This is a genomic window from Paenibacillus sp. FSL W8-1187 (assembly GCF_037965485.1).
Lineage (GTDB): Bacteria > Bacillota > Bacilli > Paenibacillales > Paenibacillaceae > Paenibacillus_O > Paenibacillus_O pasadenensis.
Genome location: NZ_CP150181.1, coordinates 3721174 through 3738332 on the forward strand (window position 1 = coordinate 3721174; position 17159 = coordinate 3738332).

General features: G+C 65.1%; 13 protein-coding genes. 1 reads left to right on the forward strand and 12 read right to left on the reverse strand.

The window, feature by feature from the left end; genetic code table 11:
• Positions 1 to 38 precede the first annotated feature (38 nt).
• The 10 genes from NYE40_RS16130 to NYE40_RS16175 all read right to left on the reverse strand — a co-directional run bounded on the left by NYE40_RS16130 (position 39) and on the right by NYE40_RS16175 (position 11379).
• The gene (locus tag NYE40_RS16130) at positions 39 to 1100 is read right to left on the reverse strand and encodes an iron chelate uptake ABC transporter family permease subunit (protein WP_043110755.1); all 1062 of its coding nucleotides are present in this window, start codon (positions 1098 to 1100) and stop codon (positions 39 to 41) included.
• Positions 1097 to 2122 carry an iron-siderophore ABC transporter substrate-binding protein gene (locus NYE40_RS16135; protein WP_043110756.1) on the reverse strand — a complete coding sequence of 342 codons (1026 nt, stop codon included), beginning with the start codon at positions 2120 to 2122 and terminating at the stop codon, positions 1097 to 1099. The genes NYE40_RS16130 and NYE40_RS16135 overlap by 4 nt, the downstream gene beginning before the upstream one ends.
• Before the next feature lie 249 nt (positions 2123 to 2371).
• Complete coding sequence (locus NYE40_RS16140) at positions 2372 to 3469, reverse strand: GntR family transcriptional regulator (RefSeq protein ID WP_028597221.1); 1098 nt, start codon at positions 3467 to 3469, stop codon at positions 2372 to 2374.
• A 241-nt stretch (positions 3470 to 3710) separates the two neighbouring features.
• Entirely contained in the window at positions 3711 to 4106 is a 396-nt protein-coding gene (gene mscL, locus NYE40_RS16145) for a large conductance mechanosensitive channel protein MscL (protein ID WP_028597222.1), read from the reverse strand.
• 131 nt (positions 4107 to 4237) lie between these two features.
• Complete coding sequence (locus tag NYE40_RS16150; RefSeq protein WP_052332885.1) at positions 4238 to 4594, reverse strand: DUF3024 domain-containing protein; 357 nt, start codon at positions 4592 to 4594, stop codon at positions 4238 to 4240.
• Positions 4595 to 4598: 4 nt separating this feature from the next.
• A complete protein-coding gene (rpsN, locus tag NYE40_RS16155) occupies positions 4599 to 4868 on the reverse strand; it encodes a 30S ribosomal protein S14 (protein WP_028597224.1) in 270 nt (89 codons plus the stop codon).
• A 43-nt stretch (positions 4869 to 4911) separates the two neighbouring features.
• Positions 4912 to 5757, reverse strand: a complete 846-nt coding sequence (locus tag NYE40_RS16160; RefSeq protein WP_028597225.1) for an ATP-binding protein — start codon at positions 5755 to 5757, stop codon at positions 4912 to 4914.
• Between the two features lie 201 nt (positions 5758 to 5958).
• Positions 5959 to 7416, reverse strand: coding sequence for a glycoside hydrolase family 32 protein (locus NYE40_RS16165; RefSeq protein ID WP_028597226.1), 1458 nt, complete (start codon positions 7414 to 7416; stop codon positions 5959 to 5961).
• A gap of 50 nt (positions 7417 to 7466) precedes the next feature.
• Positions 7467 to 8465, reverse strand: a complete 999-nt coding sequence (locus tag NYE40_RS16170; protein ID WP_101807877.1) for an aldose 1-epimerase — start codon at positions 8463 to 8465, stop codon at positions 7467 to 7469.
• Positions 8466 to 8580: 115 nt separating this feature from the next.
• Positions 8581 to 11379 (reverse strand): glycoside hydrolase family 2 TIM barrel-domain containing protein, encoded by a 2799-nt coding sequence (locus NYE40_RS16175; RefSeq protein ID WP_244912718.1) that lies wholly within the window; start codon positions 11377 to 11379, stop codon positions 8581 to 8583.
• Positions 11380 to 11521: 142 nt separating this feature from the next.
• On the opposite strand from NYE40_RS16175, the gene NYE40_RS16180 reads away from it, so the two are divergent.
• Positions 11522 to 12463 (forward strand): helix-turn-helix domain-containing protein, encoded by a 942-nt coding sequence (locus tag NYE40_RS16180; RefSeq protein ID WP_028597229.1) that lies wholly within the window; start codon positions 11522 to 11524, stop codon positions 12461 to 12463.
• Between the two features lie 372 nt (positions 12464 to 12835).
• On the opposite strand, the gene NYE40_RS16185 is transcribed toward NYE40_RS16180, so the two are convergent.
• Together NYE40_RS16185 and NYE40_RS16190 are read right to left on the reverse strand one after the other, a co-directional pair.
• Positions 12836 to 15565 carry a discoidin domain-containing protein gene (locus tag NYE40_RS16185; RefSeq protein ID WP_028597637.1) on the reverse strand — a complete coding sequence of 910 codons (2730 nt, stop codon included), beginning with the start codon at positions 15563 to 15565 and terminating at the stop codon, positions 12836 to 12838.
• Positions 15566 to 15902: 337 nt separating this feature from the next.
• On the reverse strand, positions 15903 to 17156 hold the full coding sequence (locus NYE40_RS16190; protein WP_028597636.1) for an MFS transporter: 1254 nt from the start codon (positions 17154 to 17156) through the stop codon (positions 15903 to 15905).
• Between the last annotated feature and the right edge of the window lie 3 nt (positions 17157 to 17159).

The following is a 17159-nucleotide window of genomic DNA, read 5'->3' on the forward strand; positions in this document are numbered from 1 at the left end:
TTTTAGAAAATAGCGTTTGCTTCCAAACTTCGTTCCATTCAAGACAGCTTGCTGGCGGCGCGGCGACGGACAAGGAGGATCAGGATCGGCGCGCCGATGAAGCCCATGATGATGCCTACGGGCACCTCGCTCGGCAGAAGCACGATTCTTCCGATCATGTCGGCGATCAATAGCAGCAGCGGAGCGACGGCGAGCGAGTAGATGAATATCCAGGGCTGGCTCGGTCCGACGAACCAGCGGATGCAATGGGGGACCATGAGGCCGAGAAAGCCGATCGGGCCGGCGATCGCCGTCGCTCCGCCGGCAAGCAGCGTGACGGCGACCAGGCCGATGCCGCGGATCAGGATGACGTTGACGCCCAGCGAGGCTGCCCGGTCTTCGCCGAAGGCAATCGCGTTCAAGGCGGGAGCGAGGGCCAACGCCAGCCCGGCGCCGACCAGCAGGATCGGCAGCACGGGCCAGATGTCGGCCAGGCTCGCCCGGGCGAGCGAACCGACGGTCCAGTTCAGCATGCGCTCGAACTCCTTGCTGTTCAAAAGCGTCATGGAGGTCGTAAATCCGCTCAAGACCGCTCCGATCGCGACCCCCGCCAGCGTCAGCTGGACGGGCGTCGGAGAGCTTTTGCCCGCGCCTCCGCCGATGAAATACACGAGGACCGTCGCCGCGAACGCGCCGGCAAGCGCGAAGCCCACATATCCCGTCACCGTGCCGATCGAAAAGACGCCGACCCCCACAGCAACAGCAAAGGCTGCCCCTGCACTCACGCCAAGAATGCCGGGGTCAGCCAATGGATTTCGGGTCAAAGCCTGGATGAGCGCTCCCGCGAGTCCAAACGCAGGACCGACCGCGAGCGCGAGCAGCGTGCGCGGCAGCCGGGAGTCCAGAATGACCCGATGCTCATACGTGTCGCTGCTGGAAAGCAGCGCCTGGAAAACCGTCTCGATGGAAAGCCGCTTCGCTCCGATCATCAAGCTAAGGCACACGGCAGCCGCAAGCAGGAGGAGCGCGATGATGAACCCCGTTATCCTTTTGGATCGCAAGGACCCGACAGGTCGAGTTCGAGCCTGATCATGCTTGGGCTGCTTGGCCAACGTTCTCACGCTCCGGTTTTAGCGATGGCTTGAATCTGCTTCGGCAAATTCTCGATCGTCCACAGCAGGGACGGAATCGTGCCGGTAGAGAAGGCATTGGATGTGTTCTCATCCAGAATGATGGCTCGGCCGTCTACGACGGAAGGAATTTTCTGGAACAGCTTGTTGTCCGTAATTTCCTTTGGATCGACCCAGATCGGCATGACGACCGTCACGTCCGCATCCAGCAGGTCGAGCTGCTCGTCCGAAACCTTCACATAGAAGTTTCCGTCGGCCTTTTGCTCGACCTCGGCCTTGTTCTTGAATCCGAGCCGTTCCATGAAGTCGACCCGAGCATCGCCCTTGACGTAAGCGCCGAACCCGTCGGAGGAATAAGCTCCGACGACAATGGACTTGCCGGCGAATTCCGGATAGGCCGCAGCCGCTTTTGCAAAGGCGTCGTCGACTTGCTTGAGCAGCGCCGCGCCTTCTTCTTCCTTGCCCAGCGCTTTGGCGATCATGTCGACCTGCTCGCTCGCGGACGTCAAATAGTTGTCTCCGTCTGCCGGAACGCCGACCGTCGTCGCGATCTCGGACAGGCGCTTGTAGCGCTCTTCGTCGCCGGAGGACTTCACGTCCAGAATCAGATCGGGCTCGAGCGCGGCGATCTTCTCGTAGTCAAGCTCCATCGTGCCGAGGATCGTCGGAGCTTCCGCATAGGCTCCCTCCAGCCATGGGCCGACTCCGTCTCCGCCGAAGGCGAGCCAATCGCTTGCGCCGACCGGCTGCACGCCAAGGCTGAGCGCCGTCTCCGCATCGCCCCAGCCGAGCGCGACGACGCGCTTCGGCTCTTCGGTGATCGTCACCTGGCCGAATTTGGTGTCGATGCTGGCGTTGAACGATTCCGTCGCGGCAGGCGACGGACTTGGATTGGCATTGGTCGAATTGGAGCTGTCCGCTCCGTTATTGTTGGCTCCCGAGCAGCCCATCAGACCGATGACGATTGCCGTGGCGAGCGAAACGCCGCCGAGCCGTTTAGTCAAGTTGAACATGAATATCCCCTTTTCTTGTCTATGCGATTGAGAATCATTATCGTCAAGGATATTCAATTTACTTTCCTTTGTCAAGCAAGGACGAGGGGATAAATGAGGCGAAAATGGGGATGAAATTTATGGGAATAATCGAAAGTATATTGTTTTTCGTATTATTGATGCTGCAACTCGATTTATTTTTTGGTTCACGCCTCTGCAAAACGATGCGAATAAAAAAATAAATCGAGCCGCGCAGCAAAAAGCAATGGATTAGCCGTTCCACGGAGCCGTCGAGCCGCGCTCGATCAGCTCCGGGGCATAAATGAGCTGCTCCTGGGGCGGAGCCGGCTGGCCGTCGGCCAGGTCGAGCAGCAGCCGCGCGGCTCGCGCCCCGAGCTCGGACTTCGGATGCGACAGCGTCGTCAGCTTGACCGAGCCGGCGAGCGCGAGCTGCGAGTCGTCGAAGCCGACGACCGACAGCTCGTCCGGAACGGACAGGCCGAGGCCGCTCGCAAGGTCGACGAGCTGCACGGCGAGCTCGTCGTTGTAGCAGACGAGCGCCGTCGGGCGCTCGCCCTGCGGCAGCTCCAGCAGCCGCTTCGCGGCGGCCGCAGGCTTGCTCGCCTTGTCCTCAGAGGCATAGAGCACGAGCCGGTCCGGCTCCGGCGTCAGGCCATGCTCGCGGCAGGCGCGCAGCATGCCCTGCAGGCGCCGCGTTCCTTGCATGTCGTCGGTCTTGAACAGGCCGGCCAGACGCGTGTGGCCGAGCCGGAGCAGATGGGCGGCGGCGGCGTAGCCGCCGGCCTCGTCGTCCACCTTGACGCAGGGGCAGTCCAGATCCGGGTAGCGCTCGTTGATCATGACGAGCGGGATGCCGTCGAGCTGGAGCCGCACGTACAGATCCAGGTTCGTGTTGCCCTGGGCGCTGCGGGTCGGCTCGACGATCAGCCCCTTGACCGGATGGGCGAGCATCCGCTCGAGCCCTTGGCGCTCCGCCTGCTTGCTGTTGTCCGTGCTCGACAGTAGCAGCCCGCAGCCGCGGCTCCTCAGCTCGGCCTCCGCTCCCCGTACGATATGCGGGAAGATATAGTCCGAGATGTACGTCGTAATCATGCCGACGGCCGTGCCGCCGCCCGCTCCCGGACGAGCCGACGGGCTCGCGAACGTGCCTTTGCCGTGCACGCGGTAGAGCAGCCCTTCGCTGACCAGCTCGCCGATCGTCTGGCGCACCGTCTGGCGGCTCAGCCCGAACTGGGCCGCCAGCTCGTTCTCGGACGGCAGCTGCTCGTCCGCCCGGTATTTTTCCGCTCGCAGCCAGCCTTCGATCTGCTGCTTCAGCAAGCGGTATTTCGGTTGTCTGTCTTCCATGCCTGCACCCCGTCCATCAAGCTACCGACCAGTATACCACATGCAAGCTTGTACGGACATGTCGGAGACGGAAGGGCGGGGATGGGGTTGGGGCGGACACGCGTGGACGGAAGCGCCTCGCTGCAAGGCCGAGGCGGGTCAGAGCCGGGGCGACAGGGCCGCGACGCGCCAAAAAACCGCTCCTCGCGCGCAGGAGCGGTTTTCGGGCCAAGCTATCAGGCTGGGACTGGGGCAAGTGCGCCTAAGGGCGGTTCGCCTGCTCCTTGAGCAGGTCGCGGATCTCGATGAGCAGCTTCTCCTCGCCGGTCAGCACGATCTCCTTCTCGGCCGGTCCTTCCTCCACCTTCTCCTTGCGCTTGAGCTTGCCGAGCAGGCGGATGAACAGGAAGATCGAGAACGAGACGATGAAGAAGTCGATGATCGACTGCAGGAACAGGCCGTACGTCAGCACCGTATCTCCGACGGTGACTTCTAGCCCCGAGACGTTGATGCCGCCGAGCACGATGCCGAGCAGCGGCGTGACGATGTCGGCGACGAGCGAGCTGACCATCTTGCCGAAGGCGGCTCCGATGATGACGGCGATCGCCAGCTCCATGATGTTGCCCTTCATGGCGAACGCCTTGAAGTCTTTCCACATGGGGTTGTCCACTCCTTTTCAATTGTCCTGGTTGAGGATCTCTTCCAAGTATACCTTTTCCAGGCCGATGAGAAAGAGTCTTTTCGATCCTGCCTGCGGCGGATGGCAGCCGGGCCGTGCGCCAGCAGGCGCTAGTCGGCGAGCGACGCCCAGAACAGGCCGTCCGGATCGTGCTCCACCTGCTCCAGCTGACGCTCGAAGTCGGCATCCGGCGAAATATGCGGCACTCGGCTCCACGCCTTGCCGGACCGGTCCAGCCGCTGGACCTCCCAGAGCTGCCCGTCATGCCGGAAGCGAGCGATCGGACGCGCTTCCCACTGCGGCTTGCTGCCGCGCATGGCGGGCCGCCATTCCAGCAGCGTCAAGCAGTCCTCGTCCCACTCGCTCGACAGGCGCACCTGGTCGCGCAGCGGACGCGGCACCTTGAGCTCGGCGTAGCCCTCCATGATGCGGCTGATCCGGAATCTCGTGAACGGATCGATCGCCACGGGACTACCAGCTCGCTTTTTTGACGCCGGGAATCTGGCCCTTGTAAGCCAGCTCGCGGAACGCGATCCGCGATACCTTGAACTTGCGCAAATAGGCATGCGGGCGGCCGGTCATCTCGCAGCGGCTATGCAGCCTCGTCGGCGAGGAGTCGCGCGGCAGCTTGGCGAGCGCCTCGTAATTTCCTTCCGCTTTGAGCTGGCGCCGCCGCTCCGCATACTTCTCGACGAGCGCCTTGCGTTTCTGTTCTTTGACGACTTTGGACTTCTTGGCCATGTTGCCTCTCTCCTTTTAAATGAGAATCTTCAAGCAGGAATCCTCACAGCGCCAGAGCGCTTGCGCCCGGCGCCTCCTCCAGGTCCGGCGTCCGCCTCGGCTGGTACTCCTCGCCCGCCTCCCGCACAAGCGCGGCCGTGAGCGGCCCGTCGGCCAGAATCGCCTTGCGCTTGGCCTTCAGCATGATCTGCTCGATGTCGGCGAAGCTGCAGCCGCGCAGCCAATCGGATGCCTTTGCCGTCAAGGCGGGCTCGGCCGGGAAGTCGCCGATCAGCAGCCCGACGAACCGCAGCCGCGCCGGCTCGTCGGGGTGGGCGTAGCTCAGCTTCGTATCGAAGCGCCGCCAGATGGCGGCATCGAGATCGCCGTCGAGATTCGTCGCCGCCATGAACACGCTGCCCTCCTCGAACTCGTCGAGGCATTGCAGCAGCGTATTGACGACGCGCGTCATCTCCTTCACCTCGTCGTTGTTCTCCCGCGTGCGCGCCACGGCGTCGAACTCGTCGAGGAACAGCACGCAGGGCTGGGAGCGGGCGTAGTCGAACAGCCGCCGGATGTTGCTCGCCGTCTCGCCCAGATGGCTGTGGATGATGGAATCGAGCCGTACGAGCAGCAGCGGCACCTCGAGCCGGGCGGCGATCGCAAAGGCCGTCAGCGTCTTTCCCGTGCCCGGCGGGCCGTACAGCAGCAGCTTGTTCGGAATCGGAACGTCATGCTCCGCGAATTTGTCCTTCAGGCTCAGAATGCGGAGGAACTCCTCGACGATGCGGCGGTTGTCCTCCTGGTAGACGATGCGCCTCGTCCTGCGGGCGCATTCCTTCGGGCTGTACACCGTCGCCGTATCGGTTCCTTTGGAGCGCGGCAGGCGGTAGGCCGACGACTTGCTCATGAGTCTAATTCTCCTTCGGATCTAAACGTAATAATTACTATTATAGGCGGGCGAGCGGTTTTGTCAAACCGCTCTTTCCGGCCGTCTCCATTCCAACAGCAAAAAGGCCGCCTCAGCGGCAGCCTTTTTCCAGCCGAACGTCTCGGTTCCCGGACGTCCGCGGCGCTTTTTTCGTTTCACGAGCTTTTCGTCCGCCGCTCCTCAGCCCCGGCCAGGCAGCTCCAGCGCAAACACGCGCAGAGACGGCAGCTGCAGCTCCGGGTCCTCGGAGCTCAGCGAGAAGCCGTCGGAGCCGGGAGACGGATAGATCAGGTCGGTCAGCACCGCCTGTCCACCGCAAGCGAACACCTCGACCGATGTACGGTCCACCCAGATGTCGAGCTCGATCCGGCCGTCGGCCGGTTCCGCCGCGACCGCATGCCGTCCGGCGAACTGCGGGTGGAAGCCGCTCCGGCCGGAGCGGGTCCGATCGACGTACAGCTGTCCAAGCTTCGCGTCGAAGCCGATTTCGGTCGTTTCCGCGGCGCCCTTGCGCACCTCCAGGACAAAGGAGGACTGCGCCGGCAGCACGGCCCGGATGAGGCAGATGTCCAGCCTCAGAGCGGCCAGCGCCTCGGCGGCTGCCGCGAGCGGAGCATCCGCAAGCTCCAGCAGCGGGACGAGCGCGCGCTCCAGCTCTCTCGCCGGACGCTGCACGAGCGTGTCGCCGCTCGGCGTCGAGGCGAGCGCCAGCTCCCTCGGCAGCGTCATCGCGCCGCGAAAGCCCTCCGTCGGCGTCAGGTTGGCGTATTTCCAATTGCTCATCCAGCCGATCAGCAGCCGCCGCCCGTCCTCCTTCGGCACGTCCGACCAGGTTACGCCCGCATAGTTGTCGCGCCCTCCGTCCAGCCAGCGGACAGCCTGCGAGGCCGCGTCGGGGACGAAGGAGGCGCCGTCGAAGAAGCCGGTGAAGTACTGCGTGCGCGAGCCTTCCTCCACAGCGGGAGCATCGCCGATGCTGACGAGCAGCACCCATCTGGAGCGGGCCGGATCGCCGTCGACCGCGAGCTCGAACAGGTCCGGGCATTCCCAGACCCCGTCATGGGAGCCGATGCCGTCGCCGAACTCGCTGCCGAACGTCCACTCCTTCAGGTCAGGCGAGGCATAGAAGCAGACGGTGTCGCCGCAAGCGACCGCCATCACCCAGCGCGACGTCGGCTCATGCCACAGAACCTTCGGATCGCGGAAGTCGATGTAGTCGTCGTGCTTCAGCACCGGATTGCCGGCGTATTTCGTCCATGTCCTGCCTCTGTCCTTGCTGTAGGCCAGGCTCTGCGTCTGCAGCGCCGGCTGTCCCTCGCGCTCGAGGTGATGGGTGAAGATCGCGACCAGCCCCGGCTCGCCGCCGAAAAAGCCGGTCGTGTCGTTCCAGTCGACGACCGCGCTGCCGGAGAAGATCATGCCGTGCTCGTCGGGGAAGAGCGCGATGTCCAGCTCCTCCCACTCCGTCAGGTCGCGGCTGACCGCATGGCCCCAGTACATCGGTCCATGCGTCATGCCATGGGGATGGTGCTGGAAGAAAAGATGATACTCGCCTTCGAAATAAACCATTCCGTTGGGGTCGTTCAGCCAGTTCTCCTTGGCCGAGAAATGGAGCTTGCCCCGATCATGCGCGGACATGTCGCCTCTCTCCTCTATTGCCGATTGGCTTGCCCTGCCCGGAGCGGACGCTAGCGGGCGGCCTTCACATACAGCCGGGCGCGCTCCTCCCAGATCTCGCCGGGCTCCAGGCGGAACAGGCCGATCTCCTCCGCCGGCAGCGGCGACTTGGGCGCGTTCACGAGGTTGACCTGCGGCTCGGGACAGAAGAAGCCCTCCGTCGCGAAGTTGTTCCAGATCATCCACTGCTTGTAGGACGTGCCGACGTCGTAGACGAGCGTCAAGCCCGCCTTGGCGTCGGTCAGCTCCATCCGGTTGCGGCCCTGCTGCGGCACGGCCGTGTAGTGGTTGTCCATCGCCGCGTAGAACGGATAGACGCCCTCGCCCTTGAGCTGCTCCTCCTCGGGGCTGAGCGGCTGATGGCGCGAGGTCGGCAGCATGCGGCCGTCCAGCTCCCAGCGCTCGCCGATCGTCAGCTTGACCTTGCAGTCGGATGCCGCGCTGCCGGGATGGAACGGCGCCCGCACCGCGGTATGGAACGCGAGCAGGCAAGGCAGCGCGCCGTCGCCCTCGTTGACGACCTGAACCTGCTGGGCGAGGCCGAGCTCGCCCAGCTCGTATTTCAGCCGGATCGTATAGCGGAACGGGAAGCTCGCATAGCTCGGATGGCTCTCGTCGACGCGGATGGACGTGACGACGTAGCTGCCGCTCGCCGTCGTGCCGAACTCCTCGATCTCCCAAGGCATGTTGTAGACGAAGCCATGCAGATGGTTGCCCGTTTCCGGCTCGTTGACCGGCAGCTGGAGCGTGCGGCCCTCCCACGGAAAAGCTCCGTCCTCGTAGCGGTTCGGCGGGAACAGCACGGGGATGCCGTGGATCATCGGGCGCGCCTTGAACGCCTCCATCTCGTCCTCGGCCGGCTCATGCAGGAAGCGGCTGCCCGTCTCCGCGTCGCGGAAGGCGATCAGGTTGCCGCCGATTTCCGGCAGCAGCGCCGCTTCATACTTGCCCGACCGCAGCCAGACCGCCTTTTCGCCCTGGTATGTACCCTCGTATGCTTCATGCTTCATGTCTCAGGCTCCTCCTCATGACTCGCGTGTCCTTCTCCACCTTACCTTACCGCATGGCGAAAAGTCCGTCCATAGGACGGACTCCTCGGCTTCCCTTCGCGGCCCGATCCTCGCCTCAGCGGCAGATCGCCTCGATCGCGACCGGATAGCGACCGGCATCGCGGCCGTACAGCGACAGGCCGCCTTCGGCGGCGCGCAGCTCCAGGCGCAGGCGGCGGCTGGCGTCGAGCTTCGCCGCGATCCGCGCCGGCACCTGGGCCCGGCACAGCCAGCCGTAGGAGCCGGCTTCATCCAGCCGGTTGTCCGCCTCCTGGTAGTGCCAGGAGAGGATGCCGCGCGCGTCGGCCGGATCGTCCGGCAGGACGAATGTCGCGATCTGCTCCCCGTCCACGAGCACGTCGACCTGCGAGGCATGCTTCTCCTCGCCCGTCATGAAGTGCGTGTTGGCGTTGTTTTGCGCGTCGGCGCGGTCGCCGTGCATGAAGTTGACGTTCGCCGCCTGGCTCTGTCCCTCCACATGATGCGCGAGCAGGCGCTTGGCGCTGGCCTCGAAGCGGATCTCCACCTCCGACAGCAGCGGCAGCCGCTGCGCGTCCGGCAGCGCGATCTCGTAGGCGAAGCTGCCTGCGCGGCCGCCGTTCAGCTTTTGCCCGCCGATCGCGGTCCAATCCGGCTCGAACGAGCGCTCCGCCGTCTCGGCGACAGGCACGGATGCGGCGAGCGGGCTGGCGGCCCTTCCTCTGACGTCGAATGTCGTGAAGTTGCGGCTGACGACCGCGCCTTTATCGTCGACGAGCCGCAGGCCGAGCACGGCCACCGCGTCCTCGTCCGGCATCGTCACGCGCAGCGGCTGCAGCTCGGCGACGCCGTAGCCGTCCCACCCCAGCTCGGCCTTGCCGCTCTCGCGGATCGTCCGCGCCCCGTCCCGGTCATAGGCCAGCTCCCACTGCAGCGTCAGCGTCCGGCCGTGATAGGCGTCGCTGTAGCTGGAGCGGAGCAGCTTCACCTCGGCCTCGGAGCCGGCCTCCACCGTCCGGCAAGGGGGCTCGTCGACGACGATGAAGTCGGCCGCGTGCAGGTCGCGCAGGCTCATGCCCGGCATGACGCCGTCATAGCCGAAGTCCTTGGACGTGCCGTCCAGCCGGTAGTAGCCGTTGAATTCGTTCGTCACGTCGCGGAACTCGGTGAAGACGAAGCCGCATAGCTTGTCGTGGCGGCGGAACTCGTTGAGCATATAGCGGTAATGCCAGGCAAGGTCGCTGTCGCCCGCTCCGCCCTCGATGCCCCAGACGTTGCCGCACTCGCTGTTCATGAGCGGGGCGTCCGCCTGCTTGTTGCCGCCGATGTAGTTGAGCTCGGAGCCGGGATGCGTGCCCGAGACGACATGCTCGACATGCTCGCGCAGCTTGGCGTACCCGTTGACATAGAAGTGCCACGTATTGAGGTCGGTCTCGACATGATCCCAGTTGCACGGCGAGTTGTCCTCGACAAGACGGGTCGGGTCCAGCTCCTTGGCCCAGCGGTAGCAGCGGCGCACCCACTCCTGGGTTTCCGGGAGGTACAGCTGCTGCTGGCCCGCGTCCCCCGTCGTCGACACCGCGCCTGCATCCGTCTTCAGTCCCCAGGTCTCGTTGAACATGACCCACGAGAAGATCGACGGATGGTTCCAGTCGCGCTCGATCGTCTCCCGCGCCTCGCTCTCGTACGCGGCGCGCGCCCGCTCGTCCGGATTGCCCCAGAAGCAAGGCATGTCTTCCATGACGAGAATGCCGAGCTTGTCGGCCCAGTACAGCTTGCGCGGCTCCTCCGGCTTGATGTGGATGCGCACGAAGTTGAGGCCGAGCCTCTTCATCAAATAGATCTCCTCGCGCATCTCTTCGTCGGACGGGTACGTGAAGTAGCCCGTCCGGTGGTAGGACTGGTCGAGCGTGCCGTTCAGGTAGATCGGCTTGCCGTTCAGCGTGACCCACTTATAGCCGCGCTCGCCGAACGCCTCGGCGCCGATCTCGCGGATGCCGAAATACGTGCCGATGCGGTCCTCGCCCGCCACGCTGGTCAGCGTCAGCCCGCCTTCGTACAGATGCGGAGCGTCCGGGCTCCACAGCCGCGGCTCCGTGACCGAGAAGCGGACCCGCGCCTCGTTCGCGCCGGCGCCCAGCTGCAGCTGCTCGCTGGCGGACGCGTCCGGTCCGAAGTCCAGCTGCAGCAGCGCCTCTCCCGCCTGCGCGGCCTCGATGCGCAGCACGGCTTCGACCGAGCCGTCGATCGCCGTCTCGAACTTGGCGCTCCGCACGAACGTCAGCGGCCGGCCCTCCAGCCAGACCGGCTGCCAGATGCCGCGGATCTCGCCGTAGCCTTGCTTGCCGCGCGCCTGCCAGGCTCCGTCGAGGTCCTCGGCGCGCACGACGATCTCATTGTCCGCCTCCGCCCGCCAGGCAGCCGTCACGTCGAGGTCGAACGAGCCGTACCCGCCTCGGTGGGAGCCGGCATGGACACCGTTCACCCAGACGTCGCACTCGTAGTCGACGGCGCCGAAGCGCAGGAATACGAGCGAGCCGGCGGCGGCAGGACTCCAGCGGACGGCGCGGCGGTACCAGCCGACGCCTTTCTCGTCGCGGCCCCAGCCCGACAGCGGGCTCGCCCACGAGAACGGCACGGTGATGCGGGCGTCGAAGTCCGCGTCCTCCGGCAGCTTGCGGGGGGAGGACGCGGCGGATTCGGATTCGGCGGCGGCTTGGCCGGAGGCTGCCGGAGCAGCGGTCGGAGCAGCGGTCGGAGCAGCGGTCGGAGCAGCGGCCGCCTCGAAGCGGAAGTCCCATTCGCCGTTCAGATTCAGCCAGTCCCGTCGCTCCCAATCGGGGCGGGGATGCTCGGGGCGAGGCTGTTCAAGCTTCGTTTCGGTTAGGGATGGCACGTTCGGACACACACCTTTCCAGCAGGAATTGCCCTCATCATAGCGCATACATAATGATTTCGCAATATGTATTGTTATTTTACAATATTGAGGATTCCGGCTAGACTAGAAGCATCCCAATTTCGCCAAAGGACGGGCTGACATGAACGAACCGAAACAAGAGCTGATCCGCTATCCCGCCTCCCGTCTGCTGGACGTCGCCAAGGCGCTGTCGAGCGACATCCGCCTGCGGATTCTGGAGGCGCTCGGCGAGCGCCCGATGAGCGTCAGCCAGCTGGCCGAGGCGCTCGGAGCGGCTCAGCCGACCATCTCGATCAACGTGCAGGCGCTCGAGCAGGCCGAGCTGGTCTCCTGCCGCCAGGGCAGCGGGCGCGAGAAGATCTGCACGGCGAGCTGCCGCTCCGTGCTGCTGGAGCTTCCGCTGCGCTCCGGCGACGCGCTTCGCCGCGTGGAGGAGATCCGCATGCCGATCGGCCTCTATTCCCGCTGCGACATCCAGGCCCCATGCGGCATGGCCTCTCGGGAAGGAGCCGGACTCGGGTCGCCGGACGACCCGCGCGTCTTTTATATGCCGGAGCGCGCCGAGGCCGCCATCCTCTGGTTCTCCGGCAGCGGCAGCCTGGAGTACGAATTCGCCAATCCGATGCCGCCCGGAGCGGAGCTCGACGAGCTCGTCCTGACGGCCGAGCTCTGCTCCGAGGCGCCCGGCTTCCGCGACGACTGGCCGTCCGACATCACGATGCTCGTCGACGGCCTGCCGGTCGGCACCTGGACGAGTCCCGGCGACTTCGGCGACCGCAAGGGACGCTTCACGCCGGAGCGCTGGCGCGGCAATACCGAGTATGGCCGGCTGACGGAGTGGAAGGTGACCCGGGACGGCTCGTTCCTGAACGGCGAGCGCTGCTCGGAGCTGTCGCTCGGCGACCTGACGCTTGCGTTCAACGAGCCGATCCGCATCAGGCTGGCCGTCGCCGCCGATGCGGCGAACGCTCGCGGCCTCAATCTGTTCGGCACGGGCTTCGGCGACTACGCGCAGGATCTCGTGCTGAGCTTTGTGCGCCGCGTCAGGCCGGACGAGGGCTGACGCTCAGGTCGGGTCTTGCCGGGCAAGGAGAAGGGGCAGGGTCAAGGTCCAAAATGGACCTTGACCCTGCCCCTTTGAGTTGGGCGGGACGGCCGCCCGGCCGGTTTTCGCGGATCCAAGGCAGGTTTGTGCCTTGGTTCCGGCCGCCTGGCCGGTTTTCGATGATCCAAGGCAGGTTTATGCCTTGGTTCCGGCCGCCCGGCCGGTTTTCGCAAATCCAAGGCAGGTTTATGCCTTGGTTCCGGCCGCCCGGCCGGTTTTCGCAAATCCAAGGCAGGTTTATGCCTTGGTTCCGGCCACCCGGCCGGTTTTCGCAAATCCAAGGCAGGTTTATGCCTTGGTTCCGGCCGCCCGGCCGAAAAGCCCGTTGTGCTAGTACACGTTCAGCTCGCGGATCGACCACCAGCTGCTCGCCGTGCCGGTCTGCACGATCTTGATATAGCGCGCTGTTTGGGGCGCGAACGTGGCCGTCACGACCGGTCCGCTGCCGGTGCCCATCGCCACCGGACTGCCCCAGCTCGCGCCGTCCGCCGACACATACACTTCATAGCCGCGCGCATAATCTCCGTCGCTGCCCGTCGAGTCCATGACGAGCTTGCTGAACGTCTTGGATGCCTTCATATCGATCGTGATCGACTGCCCCGGCGCCATCGCCGTGCCCGTGCTCCAGCGCGTCGCCATGCTGCCGTCCAGCAGGTTGGCCGCGATGTCGCCGCTCGACGGCGTGCTGCTCGCCGTCCAGCCCGTACGGTCCAGCGCCGCTCCCGGCGTCGGACTCGGGGACGGCGTTGGACTTGGCGTCGGCGTCGGGCCTCCGCCTGCCGTGCCGTACACGTTCAGCTCGCGGATCGACCACCAGCTGCTCGCCGTGCCGGTCTGCACGATCTTGATATAGCGCGCTGTCTGGGACGCGAACGTGGCCGTCACGACCGGTCCGCTGCCGGTGCCCGTCGCGACCGGACTGCCCCAGCTCGCGCCGTCCGCCGACACGTACACTTCATAGCCGCGAGCATAATCGCCGTCGCTGCCCGTGGAGTCCATGACGAGCTTGCTGAACGACTTGGACGCCTTCATGTCGATCGTGATCGACTGCCCCGGCGCCATCGCCGTGCCCGTGCTCCAGCGCGTCGCCATGCTGCCGTCCAGCAGGTTGGACGCGGCGTCGCCGCTCGACGGCGTGCTGCTCGCCGTCCAGCCCGTACGGTCCAGCGCCGCTCCCGGCGTCGGCGTTGGTGTCGGAGTTGCCGTCGGCGTTGGTGTCGGCGTTGGTGTCGGCGTTGGTGTCGGCGTTGGTGTCGGAGTCGCGCTTGGAGCAGGCGTCGCCGAGCCGTTGCCGGCCCATTCCGTCAGCGTCTGGCGCATCGCCTCGGCCGGCGTGTTGGCGTACACGCGGCCGCCGATGTTGTTGACGATATGCGTAATCTCGCTGCCTGCCGTGCCGGAGAGCCAGATCGTCGTCATGTTGTGGAATTTCACGCCCGGCGCGTTCGGCGCCTCGATGGCGCTGCCCAGCTTGACGGCCGCGTCGCGGAAGTAGGAGTAGATGCCGAGCCCCCACGCCTCGTGGCTCGTCACGCCGTCTCCGACCTTGTAGGAGGCATAGCCGTTCACGGCGCCGCCGCCGCTTTTCCAGGAAGCCTGGTTCGGGACGTCGTACGGAATCTCGGACTGGTAGAAGTACAGCCGCCCGCCGTTGCCGTTCCACACCGTCTGGTACTCGTTGTGATGCTCGTTGAACAGGCCGTACAGCGTAACGTCGGTTCCGTTGACGACGAGCCCGTTCTTGGAGACGTTGGACGTCCAGCCCGCTCCGGCGCCGTGGTCCGCCCGCCAGATCCAGAAATGGTCGCCGATGACGTCGCTGCTGTTGATGCGCAGGCTGACCTCGTTGCGTCCGTTCGATCCTCCGCCAGTGCGGAACGTCAGGTCATGGAGCGACGTCGGATTGGCCTGGTGGCGGGCGGCGCTGCCCTGCGGGCCGACCTCCAGCAGCACCGGCGAGCTCGCCGGGCCGGCGTCGAACATGAGCCCGGCGATCTTCACCCCGTCCACGTCGGCGACGCTCATCGCCGCCAGGCCCGTATCCGGCACGAGCGTCGGGATGCCGATGCCGAGCACGACCGTATTGGCGGAGGTGATCCGGATCGTATCGTTCAGATGATAGATGCCCGGCGTGAACAGCAGATGCTTGCCTTGAGCGAGCGCGGCGTTCAGCGCGGCTGCGGTAGCGCTTTCAGGACGCGCGATGTAGAACTGTCCGATCGGAATCGACTGGCCCGGCGTCGAGCCGGCCGCCCAGCTGACGCCCTGCGTGCCGCTTTGCAGCGCGGGCACGAACACCTGATACTGGCCGTTTCCGTCCACATACAGATAAGGCTTCTCGCGGATGAGCGGCGTCGTCGGCACGACCGTGTAGGGCGGATCGGGAAAGCTGGCGGCCGGCGCGTTTTTGCTGCCGACGAACACCATGTTCCAGACGCCGTTCGTCCACTCGCCCCACTCGCTGTTGCGGGAAAACCACTGCTGCTGCGACGCAGGCACGATCTTGCCGTCGACCCTGGAGTCGGCGAGGAAGCCGCCGCTCGCCCAGCCGGCATTCCAGTTGGAGTCGAAGTCAAACAGGTCGAGCTCGCCCTTGACGTTCAGGCGGCGCAGCGGCGCGGCCTGGGAGACGGCGATCTGCGTCTTGCCGCTAGCCGGCGCAAGCGTCATGTTCTCGATCGCGCGCCAAAAGTTGCGCGTCGCATTGCCGTTGTCCCAGTCGGCATTGACATTCACCCCGCCGGTCACCGTCACGTCGCCGGGATTGCGTCCGAGTCCGGCGACATGCGTGTAGAAGCCGACGTTGAAGCTGACGTTGTACGTGCCCGGCTTGAACAGCAGCGCCTTGCGGCTCGTGCTGAACTCGGCCGACTCCAGCAAGCCGAAAATCGACGTCGCCGTGGCGGAGATGTCCGCCGCCGGCATGGACGGATCGAACACATAGACGTCCGGTCCGAACATCGTCGTGTTGGCGTCGCTGACCGGAGCGGCCGAGGCCGCCCCAGCCGCCAGGCCGCCCAGCGCCATCGCCGCGGCGGCCGTCAGGAACAATCGCTTCATTTTTCATCCTCCTTCGGATTGGCCTTGCTTGTTTTTTCAGGCTGGCCGTCTTTCTGTAATCGTTTTCAAAAAGGTTGTCAGCCGCCTCCTCTCTCTCCGTATCGCCGGTGCTTCTGCCCCCGCTTGGGCGGATGGCTTTTCCAGTATAAATCGCCTCCTATAGGCTGGATATGGGGTTTTTCCAAGTTCTTGAAAAAACAAACCTAACGGCTGAAGTTTGCGCCGCCGGCCGCATTCGAAAAGCCCGCCCTCGCGCCGGAAAGCGCGAAGGCGGGCTGGATCGAACGGGCCGGGAGAACCTCTGCATCCGCCCATCCGAGTCGGAAGGCGCGGCCCTTCATCCCTCCGCCGGCTCCGCAGCCGGCTCGTCGCGGCGGACCAGCACCAGCAGCAGGAATTGCAGGCCGGCCATCGCGACGAGCACGAGCGCCATGCCGGCAGGCTGGAGGCCGCCGGCGACGAGCAGCAGGATGCCGATGGAGATGACCCGCCCCGTATTGAGGAACAGCTCGCGCATGATGACGGACTCCACCCTCAGGTTGCCCTTGAGCGGCAGCGTGCCGATGAGCCGGTAATAGTAGGAGGTCAGCGTGTTGACCGCGAGCGGGTTGAAGATCGAGAACAGCATCATGAACAGCACGACCGACCAGAGCGAGACGTCGACGAGCAGCAGCGACGCTCCGATCGTGACGCCGCTGGAGGACATCAGCAGGTACTTGTGGACCTGTTCCTTTTGAGCGGAGCGGGAGATGACATAACCGGTGGCGACCGTCAGCGCGGAGAAGAAGACGCCGAGGTATCCGACCCAGTCCTCGCGCCCGACGGTGCGGAAGAGCAGGATGTTCGGCAGGAACAGCATGACGCCCTGGAACAGCCCGAACACGAGGAAGCCGTACAGCGCCAGCAGCCAGCGCCGGTTCTTGCCCATGAGCAGCCCCATCAGCTTCAGGTAGTAGGTCCGGTGCCGGTCCGGCTTGAACGGGATGCGGAAGCTGACGGCCGCCGCGACGACGAACATGAGGAAGGCGAGGGCGAAGATCACGATATAGCCCTGCAGCCCCTCGCTGCGGCGGATGATGAAGCCCGCGAGCGCAGGCCCGGCGAGTCCGGCCGAGTTGAAGCAGATCATGTTGAACGCGAGGTAGCGGATCCGGTTGGCCTCGGTCGAGACGTCGTACTGGAGCACGAGGTAGCCGACCCAGTAGAAGCCCGACGAGATGCCGTTCAGCAAGGCGAAGAGCACGAAGAACTCGGCGACGTTTTCCTGGGCGATGACGACGAGCAGGTAGAAGACCGCGATCATGACGATGCCGAGCCGGTACGCGACCATCCGGTCCTTGCGCTTGGCGAGCCAGCCGCCGAGCGCGAAGGCCGCCGGCGTGATGCCGAAGCTGATGATGTTGTACATGCCGTTCACCGCCAGGCTTTCCGTCAGCCGCCACAGATACAGGTTGAGGAACAGCCCCGACATCGACGCTCCGAACTGGAAGCAGCTGTGGATGATCAGCGAGACGACCGCGTCGCGGCCGAGCCTTCTTTCCGGCGGAAGCACCGCGCGTGCGGGGAGCCTCCACCTTAGCCTTGAGCCCATTTC

Coding starts and splice junctions, on each gene's coding strand:
- NYE40_RS16135 (WP_043110756.1), bottom strand. CDS start 2,122: ATGTTCAACTTGACTAAACGGCTCGGCGGCGTTTCGCTCGCCACGGCA.
- NYE40_RS16140 (WP_028597221.1), bottom strand. CDS start 3,469: ATGGAAGACAGACAACCGAAATACCGCTTGCTGAAGCAGCAGATCGAA.
- mscL (WP_028597222.1), bottom strand. CDS start 4,106: ATGTGGAAAGACTTCAAGGCGTTCGCCATGAAGGGCAACATCATGGAG.
- rpsN (WP_028597224.1), bottom strand. CDS start 4,868: ATGGCCAAGAAGTCCAAAGTCGTCAAAGAACAGAAACGCAAGGCGCTC.
- NYE40_RS16160 (WP_028597225.1), bottom strand. CDS start 5,757: ATGAGCAAGTCGTCGGCCTACCGCCTGCCGCGCTCCAAAGGAACCGAT.
- NYE40_RS16165 (WP_028597226.1), bottom strand. CDS start 7,416: ATGTCCGCGCATGATCGGGGCAAGCTCCATTTCTCGGCCAAGGAGAAC.
- NYE40_RS16170 (WP_101807877.1), bottom strand. CDS start 8,465: ATGAAGCATGAAGCATACGAGGGTACATACCAGGGCGAAAAGGCGGTC.
- NYE40_RS16180 (WP_028597229.1), top strand. CDS start 11,522: ATGAACGAACCGAAACAAGAGCTGATCCGCTATCCCGCCTCCCGTCTG.
- NYE40_RS16185 (WP_028597637.1), bottom strand. CDS start 15,565: ATGAAGCGATTGTTCCTGACGGCCGCCGCGGCGATGGCGCTGGGCGGC.
- NYE40_RS16190 (WP_028597636.1), bottom strand. CDS start 17,156: ATGGGCTCAAGGCTAAGGTGGAGGCTCCCCGCACGCGCGGTGCTTCCG.